General features: G+C 39.8%; 26 protein-coding genes and 1 riboswitch. Of the genes, 13 read left to right on the top strand and 13 right to left on the bottom strand.

All coding sequences use genetic code 11. The features are described 5' to 3' along the window. Positions 1-49 precede the first annotated feature (49 nt). On the bottom strand, positions 50-367 hold the full coding sequence (locus LCL91_RS01440; RefSeq protein ID WP_098443101.1) for a hypothetical protein: 318 nt from the start codon (positions 365-367) through the stop codon (positions 50-52). A 195-nt stretch (positions 368-562) separates the two neighbouring features. Here LCL91_RS01440 and LCL91_RS01435 point away from each other — a divergent pair, with 195 nt between their 5' ends. The 3 genes from LCL91_RS01435 (at position 563) to LCL91_RS01425 (ending at position 1,860) form a co-directional block, all read left to right on the top strand. Then, entirely contained in the window at positions 563-1,402 is an 840-nt protein-coding gene (locus LCL91_RS01435) for a Cof-type HAD-IIB family hydrolase (RefSeq protein ID WP_224879347.1), read from the top strand. A gap of 93 nt (positions 1,403-1,495) precedes the next feature. Continuing rightward, a complete protein-coding gene (locus tag LCL91_RS01430) occupies positions 1,496-1,639 on the top strand; it encodes a hypothetical protein (protein WP_159782149.1) in 144 nt (47 codons plus the stop codon). A gap of 2 nt (positions 1,640-1,641) precedes the next feature. Further along, entirely contained in the window at positions 1,642-1,860 is a 219-nt protein-coding gene (locus tag LCL91_RS01425; RefSeq protein ID WP_224879344.1) for a DUF3813 domain-containing protein, read from the top strand. Between the two features lie 89 nt (positions 1,861-1,949). Here LCL91_RS01425 and LCL91_RS01420 read toward each other — a convergent pair whose 3' ends face one another. Both LCL91_RS01420 and LCL91_RS01415 read right to left on the bottom strand, forming a co-directional pair. Beyond that, a complete protein-coding gene (locus LCL91_RS01420) occupies positions 1,950-2,531 on the bottom strand; it encodes an SGNH/GDSL hydrolase family protein (protein WP_224879342.1) in 582 nt (193 codons plus the stop codon). Between the two features lie 22 nt (positions 2,532-2,553). Continuing rightward, positions 2,554-3,222, bottom strand: coding sequence for a diphthine--ammonia ligase (locus LCL91_RS01415; RefSeq protein ID WP_224879340.1), 669 nt, complete (start codon positions 3,220-3,222; stop codon positions 2,554-2,556). 111 nt (positions 3,223-3,333) lie between these two features. Between LCL91_RS01415 and LCL91_RS01410 the strand changes: the two genes are divergently transcribed. After that, entirely contained in the window at positions 3,334-3,828 is a 495-nt protein-coding gene (locus LCL91_RS01410; RefSeq protein WP_224879338.1) for a GNAT family N-acetyltransferase, read from the top strand. A 71-nt stretch (positions 3,829-3,899) separates the two neighbouring features. Continuing rightward, positions 3,900-4,160, top strand: coding sequence for a NifU N-terminal domain-containing protein (locus LCL91_RS01405; RefSeq protein WP_224879337.1), 261 nt, complete (start codon positions 3,900-3,902; stop codon positions 4,158-4,160). A 331-nt stretch (positions 4,161-4,491) separates the two neighbouring features. On the opposite strand, the gene LCL91_RS01400 is transcribed toward LCL91_RS01405, so the two are convergent. Further along, positions 4,492-5,331, bottom strand: coding sequence for a YitT family protein (locus LCL91_RS01400; protein WP_202407266.1), 840 nt, complete (start codon positions 5,329-5,331; stop codon positions 4,492-4,494). 289 nt (positions 5,332-5,620) lie between these two features. Here LCL91_RS01400 and LCL91_RS01395 point away from each other — a divergent pair, with 289 nt between their 5' ends. Further along, positions 5,621-6,475 (top strand): DegV family protein, encoded by an 855-nt coding sequence (locus tag LCL91_RS01395; protein WP_224879334.1) that lies wholly within the window; start codon positions 5,621-5,623, stop codon positions 6,473-6,475. An 80-nt stretch (positions 6,476-6,555) separates the two neighbouring features. Next, on the top strand, positions 6,556-6,687 hold the full coding sequence (locus tag LCL91_RS01390; protein WP_098443092.1) for a DUF3941 domain-containing protein: 132 nt from the start codon (positions 6,556-6,558) through the stop codon (positions 6,685-6,687). A 45-nt stretch (positions 6,688-6,732) separates the two neighbouring features. Here the strand turns inward: LCL91_RS01390 and LCL91_RS01385 are convergent, their stop codons facing one another. The 5 genes from LCL91_RS01385 to LCL91_RS01365 all read right to left on the bottom strand — a co-directional run bounded on the left by LCL91_RS01385 (position 6,733) and on the right by LCL91_RS01365 (position 11,675). After that, positions 6,733-7,527 carry an energy-coupling factor transporter transmembrane component T family protein gene (locus LCL91_RS01385; RefSeq protein WP_224879332.1) on the bottom strand — a complete coding sequence of 265 codons (795 nt, stop codon included), beginning with the start codon at positions 7,525-7,527 and terminating at the stop codon, positions 6,733-6,735. Beyond that, positions 7,505-8,953, bottom strand: a complete 1,449-nt coding sequence (locus LCL91_RS01380) for an ABC transporter ATP-binding protein (RefSeq protein ID WP_224879330.1) — start codon at positions 8,951-8,953, stop codon at positions 7,505-7,507. Before LCL91_RS01380 ends, LCL91_RS01385 begins: the two co-directional genes overlap by 23 nt. Before the next feature lie 11 nt (positions 8,954-8,964). Next, positions 8,965-9,543: an ECF transporter S component gene (locus LCL91_RS01375; RefSeq protein ID WP_224879327.1), complete on the bottom strand. Its 579-nt coding sequence runs from the start codon at positions 9,541-9,543 to the stop codon at positions 8,965-8,967. Further along, positions 9,540-10,232: a thiaminase II gene (gene tenA / locus LCL91_RS01370; protein WP_224879325.1), complete on the bottom strand. Its 693-nt coding sequence runs from the start codon at positions 10,230-10,232 to the stop codon at positions 9,540-9,542. Before tenA ends, LCL91_RS01375 begins: the two co-directional genes overlap by 4 nt. 140 nt (positions 10,233-10,372) lie before the next feature. Next, a riboswitch (TPP riboswitch) is annotated at positions 10,373-10,475 on the bottom strand. A 36-nt stretch (positions 10,476-10,511) separates the two neighbouring features. Further along, positions 10,512-11,675 carry a histidine kinase N-terminal domain-containing protein gene (locus LCL91_RS01365; RefSeq protein ID WP_224879323.1) on the bottom strand — a complete coding sequence of 388 codons (1,164 nt, stop codon included), beginning with the start codon at positions 11,673-11,675 and terminating at the stop codon, positions 10,512-10,514. Positions 11,676-11,818: 143 nt separating this feature from the next. On the opposite strand from LCL91_RS01365, the gene LCL91_RS01360 reads away from it, so the two are divergent. From LCL91_RS01360 to ligD (LCL91_RS01345), 4 genes are all read left to right on the top strand, one after another. Beyond that, entirely contained in the window at positions 11,819-12,688 is an 870-nt protein-coding gene (locus LCL91_RS01360) for an SDR family oxidoreductase (RefSeq protein ID WP_224879320.1), read from the top strand. A 117-nt stretch (positions 12,689-12,805) separates the two neighbouring features. Continuing rightward, positions 12,806-13,630, top strand: coding sequence for a Ku protein (locus LCL91_RS01355; RefSeq protein WP_425589652.1), 825 nt, complete (start codon positions 12,806-12,808; stop codon positions 13,628-13,630). Next, a complete protein-coding gene (gene ligD, locus LCL91_RS01350) occupies positions 13,627-14,529 on the top strand; it encodes a non-homologous end-joining DNA ligase (RefSeq protein WP_224879316.1) in 903 nt (300 codons plus the stop codon). Before LCL91_RS01355 ends, ligD (LCL91_RS01350) begins: the two co-directional genes overlap by 4 nt. After that, positions 14,496-15,395: a non-homologous end-joining DNA ligase gene (gene ligD, locus LCL91_RS01345; RefSeq protein ID WP_224879313.1), complete on the top strand. Its 900-nt coding sequence runs from the start codon at positions 14,496-14,498 to the stop codon at positions 15,393-15,395. The genes ligD (LCL91_RS01350) and ligD (LCL91_RS01345) overlap by 34 nt, the downstream gene beginning before the upstream one ends. A 5-nt stretch (positions 15,396-15,400) precedes the next feature. On the opposite strand, the gene LCL91_RS01340 is transcribed toward ligD (LCL91_RS01345), so the two are convergent. The 4 genes from LCL91_RS01340 to LCL91_RS01325 form a co-directional block, all read right to left on the bottom strand. Continuing rightward, the gene (locus LCL91_RS01340) at positions 15,401-16,441 is read right to left on the bottom strand and encodes a LacI family DNA-binding transcriptional regulator (protein WP_224879311.1); all 1,041 of its coding nucleotides are present in this window, start codon (positions 16,439-16,441) and stop codon (positions 15,401-15,403) included. Between the two features lie 252 nt (positions 16,442-16,693). Then, positions 16,694-17,536: a sugar ABC transporter permease gene (locus LCL91_RS01335; RefSeq protein WP_159782131.1), complete on the bottom strand. Its 843-nt coding sequence runs from the start codon at positions 17,534-17,536 to the stop codon at positions 16,694-16,696. Between the two features lies 1 nt (position 17,537). Beyond that, positions 17,538-18,821, bottom strand: a complete 1,284-nt coding sequence (locus LCL91_RS01330) for a carbohydrate ABC transporter permease (RefSeq protein WP_098443080.1) — start codon at positions 18,819-18,821, stop codon at positions 17,538-17,540. 95 nt (positions 18,822-18,916) lie between these two features. Continuing rightward, positions 18,917-20,200, bottom strand: coding sequence for an extracellular solute-binding protein (locus LCL91_RS01325; RefSeq protein ID WP_224879309.1), 1,284 nt, complete (start codon positions 20,198-20,200; stop codon positions 18,917-18,919). Between the two features lie 307 nt (positions 20,201-20,507). Between LCL91_RS01325 and LCL91_RS01320 the strand changes: the two genes are divergently transcribed. Then, entirely contained in the window at positions 20,508-22,244 is a 1,737-nt protein-coding gene (locus LCL91_RS01320) for a glycoside hydrolase family 13 protein (RefSeq protein ID WP_224879307.1), read from the top strand. A 244-nt stretch (positions 22,245-22,488) separates the two neighbouring features. Next, positions 22,489-22,830 (top strand): P-II family nitrogen regulator, encoded by a 342-nt coding sequence (locus tag LCL91_RS01315; protein WP_098443077.1) that lies wholly within the window; start codon positions 22,489-22,491, stop codon positions 22,828-22,830. Positions 22,831-22,851 lie beyond the last annotated feature (21 nt).

Raw genomic sequence — 22,851 nt, 5'->3', positions numbered from 1 at the left:
GGAAGGATAGCAAAGAAAAACATGCAAGCACAGCTTGCATGTCAAATTCTTAATTTTTCACTTGCTCTTCGTGACTTTTTTCAACTGATTTCATATTTTCTAATTTATTGTAATATTGAGTTGGAAACTGTGAACCTTCATAAACCATCTTGCTATCTCCGCTATCATCGGATTGATCGGGTGTTGTTGGGTTGCCTGCTTTTTCGATTGGCAAGCTATCACTGAATTTCTTTGAGACTTGCTTACGCAGACCATTTGCCTTCGTCTTTAATTTCGCTCTCTTTTCTTCATCCTTTAGTAAATAGGATGAAATGCCGATTGTCCCTGCCGCAATACTTGATATTAGCCATGTTTGTTTCTTAGTCATAATCGACTGCCACCTCCAATGGAATGATAGTTAAAGTGTACCCTACTTAATAATTCCTCAAACGACTATCGTATCCTTTTAACATTCTTGTCAAAATTTTAATATTACAAAATAGACACGTTATCTTATGCCATGTACAATAAGTTTGTAGACGCATAGCGCTACAACCAAAAGACACTTTTCAAAGGAGTTTCTATGACAACTAAACCGCATCTAATCGCAATTGATCTTGATGGCACGTTGTTAAACAGCGAAAAGAATATTTCAGAACGCACAAAATCTGTCATCTTTGAAGCGAAAAGGCAAGGTCATCACGTCGCAATTGCAACAGGTCGCCCTTATCGGGCAAGCGTTCGCTATTATAACGAACTAGCACTTGATTCTCCAATCGTTAATTTTAACGGGGCATTTGTTCACCATCCACTCGATCGCTCTTTTGGAACTCATCATTCTCCAATGGAATTAACTACGGCGAAATCCATTGTTTCTTCCTGTAGTGATATTAATGTAAAAAACATGATGGCTGAAGTGCTTGATGATGTTTACCTGCATCAGCATGATGAGCTTATTATGCAAAATATGATTATGAATGACTCTTCCATTTTCACTGGGGAAATCCATAAAAATCTTAAGGATGATCCAACCTCTCTTCTTATTCATCCGCACGAGCAACAGCTTGCGGATCTTCGCCAAATGTTAAGAGACCATCATGCGGAAATGATTGAGCACAGGGTTTGGGCTGCTCCATTAAATATCATCGAGATCGTTCGAGCAGGATTAAACAAAGCAGTCGGTTTGCAGCGTTTAGCCACTCACTTTAACATTCCTCAAGAGAGAATTATTGCTTTTGGTGATGAAGACAATGACCTCGAAATGATTGAATATGCTGGTACAGGCGTTGCGATGGGGAATGCAATTGACGAGTTAAAAAACATCGCAAATGAAGTGACTGTAACAAATGAAGAAGACGGGATTGCCACTTTTCTTGAGAAAAGACTGAAACTCTCGATTTCTGACAAAAGACAGCTATCATAAGCTGTCTTTTTTATTTTCTCAAAAGGAGAGATCAATGCAGAATAATAACTGATTGAAGAACTCATCCTATAAAGGAAAGGGAGGGATTCACTCATGGCAAAGAATAGCAAAACGAAGCGGATGATAAAAGAAGGTGCGGATCGTGCCGTGCAAAACATGGATCAGCACGACTTGACAAGTTTAAGTAGTCAGCAACGAAAGAAACAGCAACAAGAAAATTTGTCTGGTGGTGAATGAAGATGGGAAATCAATATTTCCAACGTGCCCGTGAAGCGGTAGAAAGAGCAGAACAAATGGCTACAAGCGGACATCCAGATGCACAAAATCAAATCAACGTGGCCCTTAACAATCTTTCTGCCGCTTTCCATCAATCAACTAGCGCTGAAAAAGAACAGCTCACTTCATACCAGGAAGTCATTCAAGAACTTAGCCATGAAGCATCCAATAAACCCTTTTAATTTTTTCCCCATAAAAGAAACCCGTCAACTCGTGACGGGTTTCTTTATTTTCGAACTTGCCGCTTCCTTAAATTCTGTCGTCAGATTCATTAGAATAATTTAATCGTCGGTTTCAGCCTTGTTTTTCTACCAAGGGATTTTAAAACTTCTTTCGTAATCAGTTTATACCCCCTGGAACTTAACTGAACACCGTCTTTTTCATAAAGTGTTTTACTTTTTCGACTTTCCTGTATCAGTTGCCAAAGATCAATATGTCTCGTCCCAAACTTTCTAGCCAAAAAACGAATCCGTTCTGCATATCCCTCAATTTTCTGATTCGTAACCGAAGCATTCTCCTCATTCATAACAGGTGAAGGTGATATCAGAATCACTCGCTCCGGAGGAAGATTGTTAACCATATATCCTATATTTCTTTCAAACTCACTGATATCTGATCCGTCGATCAAACAAGCTTCTTGTGTACCAAAAAAAATGGTAACATAATCCGGTTGGTAACTTAAGACATCTGATTGAAATCGCGACACTCCTTCACGAGAAGTTGGCGTGGAACCTGCGTTGATGACGATCCATTCATCAAGAGCTCCTCTAATCCGAGACGTCAGTCGCTCGTTTCCTTTATCGTCTACTTCTCTAGCCGTCAGACAATCCCCAAAACAAACAAGTACCGGCATTTTCTTCTCCCCCCTTCTTTCCTTACCTTTTCGATTTCGACGTTAATCGCACTGTATGAAAGGATCCCTTTTTTCTAATCTCCTGTATATCAAAAGAGACGGCTTTAGAGAAAATTGGGCCATCATAAACAAATGTATGAAATTCACCATTTTCTCCGCACGGATCGACGTGTTCCGGAAGCGCTTCTAAAAAAGTTTCATCGAATGCCTCTCCTATCCATTCACTCTGAAGCTTCGTTTCATCGACAGTAGTGATAATGGCTTTAAATCCATGTGCCAGAAATCGTTTCGCTGTATGTAAAGTTGGCTGTTTCCAAATGGGATAGATGGCTTTTAATTGATAGTCCTGTAAAAGAGTGTTGCGATAGTGGCGTATGTCCTCTAAAAACAAATCCGCAAAAGCGACACCTTCGACTCCTTCTTTTCGAAATGATTGATATTGCTTCCGAACAAGCTTCTCGTATTGCTTATTTGTACAATTATCTGGTAAATTGGTTATCGTTAAAGGAATACCGATTGCATCTGCTTGTTTTTTTAACAGCGCGGTATCGACGCCGTGAAATGGAATGGACCTATTCGTTTCATTCACCGTTGTCCATAACGCTCTCACTTGAAAATGAGAGTGTGAAAGACAGTCGTATAAAGCCATGGCGCTATCTTTTCCAGAGCTCCATGAAAAGATCATATTCATCTTGTAAGCTCCTTCCCTATCTTATAGACGAATGAAAATGGCTGAATGTTTCAAATTACCAGCAATTAAATTAATATTTTATTCTCGACCTCATAAAAGGGATTGTTGATGATGGGGTCGAAACAGTATGACGGAGGTGGAACGGTAATGAATGTGTACCAATTATCGAGCCAGACAGATAAAGAAATGATTGAAAAGGTTTCAAACTTACTAATGAAGCAAATTACCCGTTCTGATCAGAATGGAAGCTATGAAAAACTCGTTAAAGGAGTAAAGCTTGCCCTTGAAGAACAAACAGCTTCAAGGATCGTTATTGCAGAATCTGACGATGATGTACTTGGCGTAGCTTTTTTTAATATCGGAGTTAGCCTCGCTAGTGGAGGTCCTTATATTTGGTTAAACGAATTGTTCGTAGACCCAGATGCTCGAAATCAAGGGATTGGTAGAAAACTACTTCTTCATGTGATCTATTGGGCAGAAAATGAGGGCATTAAAGGCATCGAACTTGAAACGGGCATTAACAATGCGATTACGAAGCATTTGTATAATTCTCTTGGGTTTCACGATATTATCTCAAAACGCTACGGCTTTACTTTCTCTTCTTAACAAGAATGGTTATTTGCTGCAAAGAGCGTTTCTGATACACTAATAAATGAAAGCGAAAGGAGGCGTATACTATGGAACTACGCGTAGACCGTACACCAAACCCAAATGCAGTTAAAATCACTGCTGATCAGCAGCTTTTTGAAGGGTCTTCAAGTCACTCTTTTAAGAAGAACGACACCCCTGACCACGCAATGGCAGCTGCCCTTCTAAAATTAGACGGCGTGGATAATGTATTTGGTTACCAGGATTTCATTACGATTAACAAAATGCCTGAAGCGGATTGGGATACTTTACTTCCTGAAGTAAAGGAAACCATCTCTAATAACGCATAGAAAAAAGTTCCTCAGGAATTATCCTGAGGAACTTTTTTGTTGATGATGGGTTTTTCGTTTTTTTAATGAGAGCTTTAAGGAAGTGTTTCGGTGAAAAGCCTCCAGTGCCTACCGTGTCTAAACGGACGCTTCCGCTTTTCATCCGAACACAAAGGACGTGTTCTAGTTCAAAACTTCCAATATCTCCGTTTCTAAACGCTCGTCTCCGCTTTTCTTGTCCAGCTGCGACTCGCAGAAACTCCGATATTTCACTCTTTCACCAGAACACAAAGAACGTGTTCTAGTTCAAGAGTTCCAATATCTCCGTTTCTAAACGCTCGTCTCCGCTTTTCTAACCATCCGTTCTAAAGAAACCAAATATGCCTGTGGTGTTGACGATGTTGGTGAAGGCTGTTGGGTCGATGTCTTGAATGATGTGTTCAAGGTCATAGAGTTCATATCTTGTGACAACGATCATGAGCATTTCTTTTGGTTCACCTCGGTAAGCTCCTTTGGCTGGAAGCTTGGTGATTCCTCTTACTAAACGATCGTGAATAGCTTTTTGCATTTCGTCACCTTTCGCAGTTACGATCATGGCCGTTAATTTTTCGTGACGAGTGTGTATGACATCAATCACGCGAGAGGATACATATAAGGTAACGAGCGTGTAAAGCGCTTTTTCCCAACCGTACAGCATTCCCGCTGTTAGAATAATCAACGCGTTCATGCTAAAGAAATACGTACCAATCGGACGATCTTTCATTCTAGAAAGGATCATAGCGACAATGTCCATTCCGCCCGTAGAAGCCCCCCATTTTAACGTAAAACCGATACCAATCGCTGCAATGACGCCTCCAAATACTGCATTTAACAAAATATCCTCTGAAAGCGCTTGGACCGGAATGATTTCAAGAAATATAGTGGTAGCCCCTACGCTAATCACACTATATAATGTAAAGGACTTCCCTACTTTCTTCCATCCAAGAATGGCAACAGGAATATTGAGTAACATGAGCAGAATACCTGTCGAGATCGTAATAGGTGTATAATCACTTAGTACGCTTGAAATGAGCTGCGCGATCCCTGTAAACCCGCTCGCATACACATTTGCAGGAATTAGAAACAAGTTAAGAGACACAGCCCCGAGAATCGCACCTAAGAGAATGACAATAATTTTTTTTACTTCTTCCAAACATAGCACCTTCTTTTTGAAACAGAGCTTTAACTCGTTTACAGAATTTTAATTGAGTTCTCACATAATCTTGCTTCTACTCAAACACTTTGTCGTTCATTGTTTGGTTACAAACTAACCCTTCGACTTAGCCATGTTTATCTAAACAAACAATTTCAACTACGTCAACTGTTTTCTATTCTACTTCTTTAATAGGATTGATTTCCAATGGACTAGGGGATAAACTTTAAGAAAACAAGCTTTAATCTACATACGTATTTACTAATTAATGAAGGGACGATGGTCCAATATGAACGTTCAAATCATTACAGATAGTGCCTCAGATTTACCAGAGGATCTTGTAAAAAAGCACCAAATTGAAATCATGCCTTTAATGGTTATCATTGGCGAGGAAGAATATTACGACCGAGAAGAAATTCAAGCGAAAGAATTGTACAAACTGTTACGTGAAGGAACAATGGCTAAAACGTCGCAAATTCCTCCAGCAAGAATAAAAGAAACGTTTATGAAATATGCCGAAAAAGGTCAGCCATTCATTTATATCGCTCTATCATCGGGTATCTCTGGAACATATCAATCTGCTGCTATTATAAAAAATGAAGTGCAGGAAGAATTCCCTAACGTTCAAATGGAAGTGATTGACTCAAAAGCAGCATCACTTGGTTATGGCCTTATGGCGATTCATGCTGCAGAGCTTGCTGAGAACGGAAAATCATTTGAGCATATTTCTGAGAGCTTGCACAGCGACTATTTAACGCATATGGAGCACATTTTCACAGTAGATGATCTCGAATTTCTTCAGCGTGGCGGTCGAGTAAGTAAAGCTTCTGCCTTCTTTGGCGGAATGTTAAAAATCAAACCAGTGCTTCATGTGGATGATGGAAAGCTTATCCCTATTGAAAAGATACGTGGAAAAAACAAAGTGACAAAGCGGATGGTTGAGATTATGCAAGAACGTGGCGTCAATCTACAGTCCCAATTAATTGGTATCTCTCACGGTGACGATCTTGAAAGTGCCGAAAAGTTAAAAAGTGCGATTCAAGAAACATATGGTAGCGAGCGCTTTGTCATTCATGAAGTAGGCGCAACGATCGGTTCTCACTCGGGTCCAGGTACGCTTGCTTTATTTTTCCTAAATAAGTAGCTTCCTTTTACATAGGATGTCGCATTATCGTGTACTCTATAAATGTGCATGGCCATCCTGACAGCAAGGGAGGACTTGAATTGTCATCGACAAAAGATAACAACAAAAAACCTGTTGATAAAAACGCGAAACGAATGTTAAAAAACAGGTTAAAGGAAGAAAACCGTGAAGGCGGTAAACATCAATATTCAAAAGACACCGATCATTTATAAGGCTTTAACACACAAAGAAACCGGCTAGTTTAACTAGCTGGTTTCTTAATTTCGAACATCTGTTATCTCAAAGTATGGGAACGTATAACCGATCCAATATGAGAGACAAAAGCCCGCTATGATATAGAGAACAAAATAAATGTCTACTTTCGAAAAAGTCTGTTTGTAATAATACGTTCTCTCTTTATTATTAAACTGCTTCGCTTCCATCGCAACAGCAATCCGATGAGCTCTACGAATGCTTTGCGAGAGTAGCGGAACAGCGTAGAGCATAATGGATTGCGTGACGCGTCGCAACCCTTTTTTCTTTTTCACTCCTCGAATTAATAAAGCGGCCCTAAGCTGTTGGAACTCCTCCACCATAACGGGAAGAATTCGCACAGCTGCCATGAAACTATAGGCAAACCTAGGCGGCACTTTAAGCTGTTGAATGAGAGAATAAAATAGAAAGACAGGTCGCGTCGTAAGCGCAAATAACAGACCTAATAGAGCGAAATTTAACGCTCGAAATCCAATGTGGAGCCCTCGAAAAAAGCTTTCTTCCGTAATGTGAACAATTCCCCACCTCCACCATGTTGTGGATCCTTGCCCAAAAAACATCATGCTCGATGCACTTGAGAAAAATAATAATAAAAACGGGATAAGCAATAGCGCTATTACGATCCTTCGATGTCCTGTTGCAAATAAAACTAGAATGAACGGTACAAAGGTTAAATTACTCATCACATTCGGATTATGAACAAACAAGAGAGTGAGAAATAGTGAAAGAAAGAAAACCAATTTAAAGGCAGGGTTTAAGCGATGAAGCCAGGTTTCTTCATATTGTAGAGTCCACTGCATAACGTTCCTCCTCTTCCCGACGTTCTAACTTCCTATCTTCGATCAGCTTTCCCTCATGTATGACCCACTCTCTCGTAGCGTAGTTTTGCACAACCATCTCATCATGCGTAACCATTATAATTAGCATACCCTTAGACCTTAATTGTTCAAATAAATCTAGAAGCTTAAATGTATTGCTTGCATCCTGTCCAAATGTTGGTTCATCTAACAACAAAACAGGTTGATCCCCAAACAATGACGTCCCCACACTTAGTCGTCTCTTTTGACCGGTAGAAAGCTGATAAGGATGAAGGTTTTGAACGTGATGTAAATCATAAGCCTCGAGCCAGTTCTTTACTTTTTCTGCTACGTTCCTGTCGTCCATCATCTCAAGTGAGTAAGCAAGCTCATCATATACGGAATTTGTAATAAACTGAAATTCCGGATTTTGAAAAACAAAAGCAAGCTGCTCTCGCGATGCCTTGATTGTTTTTAATTGCCCTCTTACGCTTTTCGTACCTGTTGTTTTCATGACATTCATCAAACTTAACAGAAATGAACTCTTTCCAGCTCCATTTTTACCTGTAACCACAATCCATTCGCCTTCATGAGCAATCGCATCTGATACTTCAATTTTTGGCGTTTTTCCGCGGTAGCCTTGTAGCTGATTTATGACCATCAGTTGCTGTCCTTTTACATAAGGGGCTGGAAGATTATTTTCTTTCCTATGTTCATCCCAAACGCCCGGATACCAGATGCCGTATTCCTTTAGTTTAGGCTTATAAAATGAAAACACACTTTTAGGATCGGCATCGGCAATCATCTTTCCTTTTGAATCAAATAACACAATTCGATCAACAAAGTGAATTACTTCATCAATTTTATGTTCCACGATGATCATCGTTTGTTTTTCATTGATTTGCTTTATCGTATTCCAAACTTCCGTTGTTCCTTCCGGATCGAGCAATGCGGTTGGTTCATCTAAAAAGATAACGTCTGGTTCGAGAGCAAGCATAGAAGCGATGGCGAGACGCTGTTTCATTCCTTGAGAAAGAGAGCTTATTTCGACATGTGGATCAGAAAAGGAAAGACCCACTTTATGAAGATAGAGACAAATCAACTTCTTCATTTCAGGTTGAGGTATTGCTCGATTCTCGAGAACGAAAGCCATCTCTTCATCTACATAAGGCATGCAAAATTGAGAATCCGGATCTTGAAAGACAACGCCCGAAGACTCAGGAGTTTTCACTTGGTCCGCTTTCATCGGAACTGGAACGGCATTCGGAATTAAGCCAGATAAAATTTGTAACAGTGTCGACTTGCCACATCCACTCGGTCCAAGAAATAAGACTTTTTCTCCCTCTTCAACTTGAAGTGACAAGTTGTTAAACAATAACGTTTTTGCTCCTGCGTATTTTACACGAAGATTTGATACGCCAACTTTCATGTTACCACCCCTTACTGATCCAACGCCTTGTAATCCTCATCGCTTGCAGGTCTAATTAAGGTTGTGACGCCGGTTTTCTCTAAAGCCTCAACAAGAAAATAAGCAAGAATTCCAGCTATCAAAAAGCCACCTAACAAACGGGCACCGATAAGAAGAAGTAAATTCCAAAGCGCGAGATCCATCACATAGCCATAGGCAGCATCCATGACTAATGAACCTACCGCTGCAGCAATTCCTCCAAGTGCTGCAACAAAAGCGGTGTATCTTTTGTAACCAAATAAAGCAAACATTAATTCCGTACCCAGTCCTTGTACGATTCCATATAGAAGAACAGATAAACCGTATTCTGATCCAACGAGAAACTCCCCAGATGCAGCAGCCGTTTCCGCTAGTAAAGCGACTCCTGGCTTACGTAAAAGAAGAATCGCAACGGTTCCCGCAATGAACCACATACCGTAAATGACGTCCCCAACATGTAGTCCAAAAGGTTTTAAAATGGCGTAAACCGGTCCCCACAGTTTATAAATAATGCCAAACACCAGGGCAATCACAATTGTTATTAAAATATCTGAAAGCTTCAATCGTTTCATACGCGCTCACCTTTTTGTATCGCTACTGGCCACTCTTCCACTTGATAAGCCATTTCCCAAAAACCATATTCCAATTGACAGCTAAGTATGAAATAGTCTTTGATTCGCTTTAACTCTCGTTCTGGTGCCGTTTCAGCCCAGGCGTCCAATATCCCTCTAAGTTGATCGGTAACTGGTTCCATTGACTTCTCTCCGTAAAACGTAATCCAATCATAAAAAGGGTGATCTTCTTTAGGATTGACCTCTTCCATTAAGCGCTGGCCAATCTCAAGATACGTCCATGGACATGGCAATAGCGCTGCAACAATTTCACCTAGCGTTCCGGAATAGGCGGCATCAAGCATGTGTCTCGTATAATGGTGTGCCGTCGGCGCAAGTGGATAGCCTTGTAGCTCTTCATAAGAAACGCCAGCGGCGCGACATAGATTGTTATGTGGATGAATTTCACTATGAAGGACAAAAGATATTTGCTCATTGAAAAGTGCCATTTCTTCTCGATTTTCACACTTTGATAACGCAATCCCATAGATTCTTACAAACGTATTCAAATACTCAAAATCCTGCTTTACGTAGTGGACTAATTGTTCCTTCTCTAACTTTCCTTCAGCGATCCCCCTCACAAATGGATGGTTGAAAATCGCCTCAAAAATCGGTGCCGCTTCTTCTCTTAACTGTTTCGTAAATGACATAAAAAAACTCCTCTCCGCTTTTCATCCACCTGATGAAGAGGAAAGGAGCTTGAATACCGTTGATCCGTCATTTCTGAAGCAACTCGCTTTCAACGTTTTTTCTACGTCAAAAAGCCGCTCCAGAAATGGAGCGGCTGCGGTGGCATCCGTCTCCACTTTCCTCCGCTGGCGCTAACCAGATCAGGTTCAAAGGGTCCAGGCACACCTGTCTCAGTCATTCAAATGACTCCCCTAGTGGATATATAAAAGCTTTAAATGTAATCGGTTGATACTATTAAACTACTCTTCTTTGACACCTTTGTCAACCATCACTGGAAGCTCGATGACGAAAGTGGTTTGTTCAGGATTGGAAGTAACGGATATGACACCCTCATGCTTTTCAATAATTTGTTTGCAAACCGAGAGCCCTAGTCCTGTTCCAAGCCTCTTCGTGCTAATAAACGGTTGAAAGATGCTTTCCACAAGATGCGATGGTATTTGACGTCCATTATTCGAAATTTCTACTGTGATTCTTCCATTATTTTCTTTTGCCTTGACCTTTATTTTTCGTTTCTCGATGATGTTTTCATTTAACTCTTCAATGGAATTAATCATGATATTAAGAACAACCTGTTTAATTTGCTCTTCGACGCCAAATAACGGAATATCGGCTGCAATGTCAGTATCGACTTCTATATTTGATTCAAGAAGACGTGGATAAAGAATATCGATTGTGTATCGTAATAAACCACTTAAGTTTAAAGACAAAGGGTGATCATCGATACCGCGCATTTTCGATAAAAAGAGAAATTGGCTTACCTTTTCTTCAAGACTCTTCATTTCACTGTTAAGAATTTCAAAATAATGCTTTCCTGAGGGGTGATTCGCTTCACACTCATCTTCAATTAATTTCAAAAACCCTTTAATTGAAGTTAAGGGATTACGAAACTCATGAGCAAAACTCGCCCCAAGTTGGCCAAGAATGGTTAACCGGTCGCTGTGCATTTCTTGAATAAATTTATTTTTATCCTGAATAATATGATCTTTCAACTTCGTATATTCCGTAACCGAATGATAAGAATAAGCGTTAAAGTAATTATTTATGATTTGCAGTCCTTGCGACAATTCATTTCTGTTAAAAGATGACTCATGTAGAACGGAGAGCACAACGGATCGACCGAAGTTAATATTCGCAATAAATTCGCCAATATTAACATTTGCCTCAATGCGTTCATTAGCAATTTTTTTCGTTAGCGTGATGATCCAATTTTCATTCTGCACTCGAATATAGCGAGAAATCAGTTCAACCGTGCGCTTTCCATTTTTAATGATTTCTTCATAATACGGATCATCAGGAGATATTTTTGCCCCCTCCAACCATTTTTCAACAATTAGGGGCTGACTCTCTTCTAAAAACGTAGCGAGCTGTTCTTTAAATTCCGATTCTTTTAAATCAACATTCATGCCTTTCGCCTCACAAACTACATTTAAGTATGCTTCATTTTATCATGTAATGGAAAGGTCATCATTACTTCTCCCACATTAGGATTAGAAAAGATATTTATTGGTAAACTCTTACATAAGGACAAAGGAAAAGGAGTGCTAACATGCGACCGGATTTTAGACAAACTGAAGGACAACCTGCTCAGCATCAAAACCACCAACCTGGATCTGAAAAACAAATGAACCCCCTCCCCCTTACAGAGGACCAAGACTACAAGGGTTCTGGAAAATTAACAAGTAAAGTTGCCCTGATTACTGGAGGAGATAGCGGAATTGGCGAAGCAGCTGCAATCGCTTATGCAAAAGAAGGTGCTCATGTAGCTATCGTCTACCTGGACGAACATGAAGATGCACAGAACACGAAGAAACAAATAGAAGATGAAGGTACTCAGTGCTTGTTATTACCTGGAGATATTGGTGATGAACGCTTTGCGACAAGCGTGATCAAACAGGTGGTTGATCACTTCGGACAATTGGATATTTTAATCAACAATGCAGCTGAACAGCACCCTAAGCAGAGCATTGAAGAAATTACAGCTGAGCAACTTGAAAAGACTTTTCGAACGAACGTCTTTTCGATGTTTTACTTAACGAAAGCAGCGCTTCCTCACCTGAAGAAAGGTAGTGCGATTATTAACACCTCTTCCGTTACGGCTTATGAGGGAAATGAACAGCTCATTGACTATTCTAGTACAAAAGGCGCGATTACAACGTTCACGAGAAGTCTCGCGAAATCACTTGTAGGTAAAGGAATAAGGGTGAACAGCGTTGCACCTGGACCAATCTGGACGCCGCTTATTCCTTCAACGTTTTCTGCTGAAAAGGTAAAGAATTTTGGAACGAATACCCCGATGGGACGACCGGGTCAGCCCGAGGAATTAGCTGCCGCTTACGTCCTTCTTGGATCGGATGATTCTTCTTATATGACTGGTCAAACAATCCACATTAATGGCGGACAGTACGTTACTTCTTAAAAAAATCTCCAGTGGAGGTTTTTTTGCTACCAGCCTACATTTCTCTCCACCATTTTTTTCTATTATGATTTTTTATTCTTGTGAGAAACTAAGTGAAAAGAATTGGAAAGGGTGAGTGTGTTGCATACGACGTGGAAGGGGGCTATTAGCTTTGGATTGGTTAATATACCTGTTAAGCTTTATGCTGCGACAGAAGATAAGGATATTAAGATGCGTTACCTTCATAAGGAATGTCATACTCCGATCCAATATGAAAAGCGCTGCCCAAATTGTGATCGACCGTTAGAATCAGAAGATATTGTGCGGGGTTATGAATATGAAGATGGTAAGTTCGTCATCATGGAAAAGGATGAGATTGAAGCACTGGCTCATGAAAAAAACAAATCAGTCGAAATTGTAGATTTTGTTGAATTAAATGACATTGATCCAATCTATTTCAATCGCTCCTATTTTATCGGCCCAAATGATCACGGGAGTAAACCGTATATGCTGTTAAAACAAGCAATGGAAGAGTCAGGGAGAATTGGGCTCGCTAAAATAACGATACGCTCTAAAGAACACCTTGCAGCGGTGCGAGTATATGACAAAGGTTTGATGCTTGAAACGATGTACTTCCCTGATGAAGTAAGGGAAATCGATAATGTTCCAGATATACCTGAAGAACTCGAAGTTAGCGATAAAGAAAAGAAGTTAGCAAAACAATTAATCGAGCAACTAACAACAAAATTTGACCCTTCTCAATACAAAGATGAGCGACGTGAAGCGATATTAGCCCTTATTGAGAGCAAAATTTCTGGGAATGAAATAAAAGTTGTGGAAGAAAAACCGAAAAGAAATGTTGCCGATCTGATGGATGCCCTACAAGCAAGCTTAGATACAAGTCCTAAGGCGCCCCCAAAAAAGAAAAAAGCTGCACCAAGGAAAAAGAAGGTCGCTAAATGACTTCAACCTATCTTCCTATGCTCCCTACACTTACCGCTTCAATTCCCTATACAGCAAACTGGTTGTATGAGGTAAAATATGATGGCTATCGTACTTTCTTAAACTGGGATGGGAATACGATAACGTTAACGAGTCGAAATGGTCACAATTTTAATAAGAAATTTCAACTGTTGCATCACTCCCTTATCAAATTGTTTAAAGAGACTAACATTTCATATTGCATTTTAGATGGTGAAGTGTGTGTATTAAAAAATAAATACTTCGCAAATTTTGAAGCCCTTCATACCGGTCAAGAAGATAACCTTTCGTTTATGGCGTTTGATCTTATAGAATTAAACAATGATACCTTTTTATCAACTCCACTAATCAATAGAAAGACATATCTTCAAAAAATCATTAAAAAAATCCCTTCGAACAACAGTATTTATTATGTTGCTTCATACACTCATGCCGATTCCCTATGGAATTTGATTACCTCTAACAAGGGGGAAGGAATGGTTTGCAAAAAAGCTGACAGCATCTACTCGCCTGGAAAACGAACGAAGTACTGGTTAAAGGTAAAAAATTGGAAAATTGCTACTGTTTTTTTGCATGCATATGATCAAACAAACGGTTATTTACATACAGCTGTTAAGCGATCAGGTGACATTTATCCAGTAGCGAATTTTACACACGGGCTACGTTCAGAAGAAAGGACAGCTTTATTTGAAGTGATGAAACGTAATAAAGTATACCAAAAAGCTGGTTTAACGTATGTAGATCCAGGCATAGTCATTCAGCTTAAATACCTTGATCTATATAAAGAAAAATTGAGACACCCGAGGTTTCATCAGTTTTGTTTTGATCGATCATTGGAGGATTGTACATGGGACAACATTCAATCACTGTGGGAGATGTAGAGCTTACGATTACGAATGCAGAGAAGCTTCTATGGAAAGGCGTTACCAAAGCTGACTATTTGAATTATTTAGCTAGAATCTCTCCCCTTATGCTTCCATTTCTACATAACAAACCGTTGACGGTCATTCGATATCCTGATGGTATTAATGGAGAAGCTTTTTATCAGAGAAACTGTCCTGAATATGCTCCAGACTTTATTAAAACAGTTGAGCACCACGATAACAATTACATGATTTGCTCTGATCTACCTTCCTTGCTATGGCTTGGCACCCAAGCTGCAATTGAATTTCATATTCCTTTCTCTACCTATCAAACCCAAAAGCCCTCCGAAATTGTTTTTGACCTTGATCCTCCTTCTAATCAGGCGTTTCATCTAGCGGTACTCGCCGCAAAACAAATAAAAGATAACCTTGATCGCCTTCATGTAACAGGTTTTTTGAAACTATCAGGAAACAAAGGACTTCAAATTCACATTCCGCTTCCAATCGATACTTTCACTTATGAACAAACAAAGGTATTTACTGCATTTATGGCAAGATTCTTAGTTGAAACGAACCCTAACTTGTTCACAATTGAGCGTCTTAAAAAGAACCGAAATGAGCGTCTTTATGTTGACTATGTCCAACATGCTTCAGGTAAAACAATCATTGCACCGTATTCCCCTCGTGGAAATGCTGAAGGGTTAGTTGCCGCACCAATTGAATGGAATGAATTAAAAGATGGATTAACGCCTACTGATTTTTCAATGGAACGCGTGTTAAAGCGTAAATTGAGACCATTCCGCGATTATGAAAAGGCAAGAGATCATCAACCCTTTAAAGAAATAATAGACTGGCTACTCAGCAAAAAAACTAACCATCTATAAGACGGTTAGTTTACTTTTTCACTTTCGTTGAGCGTTCTGACTGACCAGCGATCTACGACTTGATGCGGTATGCAGACTCGTTTACTCGCCATCTCATTGTCATCAATTTTTTCAAGTAAGCAATTAACGGCCTGATACCCTAGTTGAAAGATATTAATATCGACAGACGTTAATGGGGGACTAGCATATTCTGCTAGCATGACATTGTTAAAGCTAATAATAGAAACATCTTGAGGGACAGATAATCCCATTTCATCTAATTTGCTCATGATTCCTAAGGCCATTAGATCGTCGGCTACCACGAGCGCGGTTGGCGGTTGTTCTAATGAAAACAGTTCCATTACCGCTTCATGTCCACCCTCTTTCAGAAACTCTACATGAACGACATAATCATCCCTGTATGGAATATCCGCTTCTCGTAGTGCCTTTTCATACCCGCTTAGTCGATCGACTGTTACCACTAGATCTAAATTTCCTCCAACAAACGCAATTCGTTCGTGTCCTTTTCCTATAAAGTGATCGGTCACATCTTTCGCGGCTCGAAAATTATCATTATCGACATGCGTAATGGAATCAGGATTTACTAGCGGCTTACCTATCACTGTAAATGGAAAGTTCTGTTGCTCAAGAAATGCCATGATTTTATCATCGATTCTTGAGTACAGCATGACGATTCCATCCACTCTCCGACCGTGGACCATCCCCATAACCCCTTGCAGCATTTCCTCTTCAGTTGCGCCAGTTGAAAGGTAAAGCGTGTATTCTTTTTCGTGCGCCTTCGTGCTAATCCCACGAAGAACTTCAGGAAAGAACGGATTCTGCAAAGCTTTATCGGCAGAACTTGGCATCACAAGACCAATTGTTTGGGTACTCCGATTGGCAAGACTTCTTGCATTGTAGTTAGGATGATAGCCAAGCTCTTCCATCGCTTCTCTTACACGGCGTTTCGTTTGTTCACTAATTCTGGGATTGTTTGCGATAACACGTGACACTGTAGAAGGTGCGACATTCGCAAGTTTTGCTACATCTTTTATCGTTACAGCCATTGGAATTCCTCCTATACAAAGCTAGTAGCACTTTAGCGCCTAGCACATTTTCATTAATCATGACCTAATCATTTATTGTAAACGATTTCTTAATAAAAAGACATCTCTGCCTAACCTATAGAATCGTATGCCCAATCCTAAATGTTTCGATGGGTATTTATTAGGTTGGTTTTCACCCGTAAGGTTAGATAAAAAAGAGAAAGAAGGAATAAGAGAAGCTTTCCTCTTCATCTTCTTTCTCCAGTCTGAGATCTATCCTTTTGTTCCTCCAGCCGTTAGGCCAGAAATAAAGTAGCGTTGAAGCGATAGGAATAGGATTGAAATTGGAATGGCAATCAAAACAGATCCAGCTGCAAATGTTGTAAACTCATTCCCAAATTGATCAGAAATCATTTTGTAAAGACCAACAGCAAGCGTAAACTTCTCTTCACTCCTAAGGATAACTTGAGCAAGGATAAAGTCAGTGAACGGCGTAATGAAGCTAAATAGTGCTACAACAGCAAGAATCGGTTTCGCAAGTGGCAAAATGATTTGCCAGAAAATCCGAAAGTGCCCTGCTCCGTCAATACGCGCTGACTCGTCAAGTTCTTTAGGAATTGTATCAAAATAGCCTTTCGCTAACCACGTATTCATCGGAAGTAACCCACCTGCATAAACAAGGATTAAGGCAAAGTGTGTATCTAATAATCCGGTAATGTAAGCCAGTACGTAAATTGCGATCAATGCCGCAAAGTTCGGAATCATTTGAAGGATTAAGAACGTCATTAAGCCATTTTTACGACCAACAAAACGATAGCGAGAGAAAGCATAGGCCATACAAGAAATCATAGCTACGGCTAGAATCATAGTAATGATACAAATCTTAAGCGTGTTCCAGTACCAGAGTAGGTAGTCACTTTCTTCTGTATTAAACAACGATTTGTAGTGATCGAGCGTTGCATCTTTTGGAATAATCGATGATCCAGATAAGCTGTCTCCAGGATTAAACGATGATCCTACGATCCAGAGAACTGGATATAAAATAATGACGCATGCAATTGCAATCGCAATATAGGACAAGGTTAAGCGTACGGTATTCTGCATTTTTGGACTCATATTACATCATATCCTCTTCTTGGAATGATTTCGTTCTTCTAAACTGCCACAGTGCAACACCGATAACAATCGCTGATAGGATCATTGTAATTGCGGCAGCTTTTCCATATTGTGCGGAAGTAAATGTTAGCTTGTATATCCACGAAATCAAAATGTCAGTGGAACCAGCCGTTTGACCTGAAACGGCAGGTCCCCCGCCATTAAACAGGTAAATCACATTAAAGTTATTGAAGTTAAACGTGTATTGCGTAATTAAGATGGGAGCGATGGCAAACAGGACCATTGGAAGTGTAATCCCTCTGAACTTCTGCCACATATTTGCTCCGTCAACCGTCGCAGCTTCATATAACTCATCTGGAATCGATTGCAGTACACCTGTCACCATTGCAAATATAAACGGGAATCCAAGCCAGAACTGTATCAAAATTAAAGCAATTTTCGTCCAGAATGGCTCTGTAAGCCAAGGTATTGCATCGATCCCGAACGCTGCTAAAATGTCATTGTTTATCGCACCAAACGTTTCATTAAACATCCCTGCGAACACAAGAATAGATACGAATGCTGGTACGGCCCATGGCAAGATAAAGATTGTTCTAAATATGCCTTTAAATTTAAGGTCTTTCTGATTCATTAAGACAGCGAGAAAAATTCCAATCGCAATTTGTCCAGTCGTTGCAACAAATGTCCAAACGATCGTCCACGAAAACACATCCAAAAATGTATCGCGCCAAATATCTAATTTAAATATATCAATATAGTTTTGAATCCCGATCCAGTCAACTAAATTAGCTGGTGGAGAATGATAGAGATCGTAGTTTGTAAATGAAAGCAAAATAACAAACAATATTGGAAAAATAACAACAAAGATTAACAAGAAAAAGCCTGGCGTTAACATTAAATAAGGAAAACCTTGATCTGCAACATTTCGATATTGCTCTCTCACAGAATTTAGAGGAATGCCAAGATCACGATTTCTTCCGTTCAAGTACGCATCCCTCAGGTTTAAGAAGTAAATAACCAATCCAATTAGGATAACAAGGACAGCGATAATTCCCTGAGTTAACAAGAAGATGGAATGATCTCGCGGTAGCTGTTCTCCTAGCGTAACGATCCCCCATAGTCCAATGTTGATTAAGTCAGCAAAAGCAACTGCAAAGGAAACGGTTAGAATAAAGAACATGAGTCCTTTGAGGATTTGCTTATTATAAAACTGACCAAATCCAGGTATGATTGAGAGTGCTAATGCTGTTTTGCGATGCTTGGTTTGACGTTCAGTTGCCTCCATCGTGATGGCAATCCCCTTTCTTCTCCCCACTTTTCTAGCTTTAAAGTGAGAAGCAGTACCCCGTTTCCGGAGTACCGCTTTGAATTTTCAACTCATTAGTTGCTGTGATTTTGTTCGATTTGAGACTTAATTGTTTTAGTTGCCTCATCTAGTGCAGCTTTTGGCTCTTGCTTTTTCGTAGCCACTAGTTGAAGAGCTGATGCTGCTGGCTCCCATACTTCTGCCATTTCTGGAATATTCGGCATAGGAACACCATATTGAGATTGAACGGCAACTGCAGAAGCACCTTCATTATCAGCAATAACTGGGTCTTCAATTAGTGATTTAACTGGAGGAATTTCAGCTGTTTCTTCATAACGAATCTTCGCATTTTCCTCGTTAGTTAACCATTCTACGAGCTTTGTAGCCCACTCTTTGTTCTCAGAGAAATTACTTACGTGCCAACCTTTAACACCGATAAATGTTTTAAAGTTTTCGCCATTTGGAAGTTTAGGCATTGGTGCTACACCAATATCAATTCCAGCATCTTTATAACCCTGGAAAGACCATGGTCCGTTCATAACAGAAGCCGCTTTACCTTCATTAAAGAGACCGTCCATCGTAGATCCACCATTTTCACCAATAAGACCTTTAGGGAATAGCCCTTCTTCGTACCATTTCTGGATGTACTCAGTACCTTCTACTGCACCTTCATTGTTCAGACCGATATCTTCCGGATTCAGGCCATCATCTGTGCGATCAAAGACATAGCCGCCATAACCAGCCAAGACAGCGTTTGCAAAATAGAAATTATCCCAAAGTGCTAAGAAGCCATACTGCTTGTCTTTTGTAAAATCTTTTGCGAAATCATAGACTTCATCCATAGATTCTGGTGCTTTGTCCATAAGTTCTTTGTTGTAAATAAAAACAGGTGTTTCTGTTGCTTTTGGAAGTCCGTATAGGTTTCCATCAAAGCTTTCTGCTTCAATAGAAGATTCTGTAAACGTATCAACAACGGACTGCTCAACTTCGATTGGAGAAATAAGTCCCTCAACCGCAGCTTGTCCAATTTGATCGTGTGGTAGTGTAATAACATCAGGTCCAGTACCTGCTGGGCCGTCAAGACGAATTTGTTCTCTAATTTCATCCGCCATACCTAGTTCTTTAAATTCTACTTTAATGCCATACTCTTCTTCAAAACTAGCAATTGCCGGTTCAAGCGCAATCCCTTTATCTGTATCTTCCCAAACAACAAGCTTCTCAGGTTTGTTAGCGTCATCCCCTTCAGAATCACTGCCTCCACCGTTACTTGAAGCGTTTTCATTGTTTTGCGGTCCGCATGCTGCAAGAACGCCGATTGCAAGAACTAGTGTAAGAAACAAAGCGAAAAAGCGTTTCATGTGTTAACCCCCTCTTAAATTTTCGATCATCATACAAGCGCTTTCATATACTCTCGTGAAAACGATTGCACTGACTATCTATAACCTATTATACATGCCTATTATTTTTTCGCAACCGCTTGCACAAAGTTTTTTCAAAATTTTTTTGAAATACTAATTCCTCCTTGTTTTTTACATTTGACTAGAAGCGATTGATCTTCTACATTTGATAGAGAAGGAACATTGCAAGCCTTTCTTCTATTACAAAAAGCTAGGGTAATTTTTTTAAAACTAAATGCAAGCGATTGCACGAGGAGGTATATTTTTAATGCTCAAAGAAGCCATCTATCACCGTCCAAAGAACAATTATGCTTATGCTAATGATCAAGAAACACTACATGTTATGGTTCGGACAAAAAAAGACGATCTTACTTCAGTCTCACTCATTTATGGTGACCCCTACGACTGGCAAAATAACAAATGGCAATTCTCTTCTGAACCGCTCGAGATAAGCGGTTCAGATTCGCTCTTCGATTATTGGATCATTGCAATCCAACCGCCTTATCGCCGTTTACGATACGGATTCTATCTTGAAGATAAGGATGAAGCGTATTTCTATACAGAAAAAGGCTTCTATGAAAAACAACCCGAAGACACGAATGACTATTTTAGTTTTCCTTTTCTCCATCGTGCTGATGTTTTCACTGCGCCTTCTTGGGTGAAGGATACAGTGTGGTATCAAATCTTCCCTGAGCGATTTGCAAATGGTGATGCTTCGCTAAATCCGAAAGGAACACTGCCATGGGGTGAATACCCTCCTCAGCAAAATAACTTTTTTGGTGGCGACTTTCAAGGAGTTTTAGACCACCTTGACCATTTGATCGAGCTTGGAATAAATGGGATTTATTTCACCCCCATTTTCAAAGCTGAATCAAACCATAAATACGATACGATTGATTATATGGAGATTGATCCTCAATTTGGAAATAAAGAAACGTTTAAAAAACTCGTCGATGCCTGTCATGAGCGGGGAATCAAAGTGATGCTTGACGCTGTTTTCAATCATAGCGGCTATTACTTCGAACCGTTTCAAGATTTACTTAAAAACGCTGAACAATCCCGTTATAAAGACTGGTTTCACGTCCGCTCTTATCCAATTGAAACAAAGCCACTACCTTCCTATGATACATTTGCTTTCGAAGCCAAGATGCCTAAACTAAACACAGAAAATCCAGAAGTAAGAGAGTACTTACTTCAAGTTGGTCGCTATTGGATTGAAGAATTCGATATTGATGGGTGGCGTTTAGATGTCGCCAATGAAATTGATCATCGTTTCTGGCGCGAATTTAGGAAAGAAGTAAAGAAAGTTAAACCAGAGCTTTATATTCTTGGGGAGATTTGGCACGATTCGATGCCATGGCTACAAGGGGATCAGTTTGACGCTGTAATGAACTATCCGCTAGCGTCCGCCCTTCTTGACCATTACGCCTCTAACACGATCACTGCCGAAACGATGGGAGACCGTCTCTCCTCACTTCTTCATTCTTACCCCGCTAACGTCAATAAGGTTGCGTTTAATTTATTAGGAAGTCATGATACACCAAGACTTTTAACGTTAGCGAAAGAAAATAAAGAAGTTGTCAAACTAATGTACATCCTTCAATTCTCCTTCCCAGGAACGCCATGCATCTATTATGGTGACGAAGTTGGAATGAAAGGTGGCGCAGATCCTGGATGCCGCGAATGTATGATATGGGAAAAGAGCGAACAGGATACCGAGCTATATGAGTTTCTAAAAGAAATTCTTTCTCTTCGAAAACAGTATGCAGCATTTAGCAATGGCGGAGATTTTAAAATCGTCGATTCAAATGAAACGCTAATTCAATACAAGAAGCAAGGGAAAGATGAAACACTTCTTTTTCTATTAAACAATTCATCCGATGAAGTAGATATTGATCTATCTTCTTTCCATGAAGAACCTAAAAGTCTATTGGGCAGTCGCTATGAGCATGGCTCTCCACTTCATCTCAAATCATTTGGCTATGCGATTTTGCTTTTAAGTTAAGGACGAATCTCTCGGATATTGAATCCGGGAGATTTTTTTTGCTTCAAACTCTCTAACTACTCTGTAAGCGCAACCACCCTTATTCCGCCTCGAATATTCTGATAATTCACTTCTGTCATAGTTAGATTTTCTAACAAAGTATTTTAAATTTTCTAAAAATAAGCTTGAATTTCATGTTTTCTGAGCATAACATGAGGATATAGAAAAAAGGCAATGTTAGAAAAACTGACATGGAGGGTCTTATATGAAAAAAGTAGAAGCCATTATTCGTCCTGAAGCATTCCAGGATCTGAGAGATCGATTGCGAGATGAAGGAATCACAGGTATGACCGTTTCCGAGGTAGCCGGATGCGGGTTACAAAAAAAGCAAACAGGCGTGTTTAGAGGGAGTCATTTCGAAGTCTCACTTCAAGCAAAAATTAAAGTAGAGCTCATTTTTGACGACCACCTCCTTGATCATGTGGTGAAGAATATTCGAGATATATGTGCAACTGGAGAAGTTGGGGACGGGAAAATATTTGTCTATCCCGTCGAGGATGTTATTCGCATACGATCTGGTGAACATGGACTAACGGCATTTAAATAAAAAGAAAAGGATGATAAATTC

This window comes from Guptibacillus hwajinpoensis (assembly GCF_020171785.1).
GTDB classification, from domain to species: domain Bacteria; phylum Bacillota; class Bacilli; order Bacillales; family Guptibacillaceae; genus Guptibacillus; species Guptibacillus sedimenti.
This window is presented reverse-complemented; position numbering and strand designations above follow the sequence as displayed.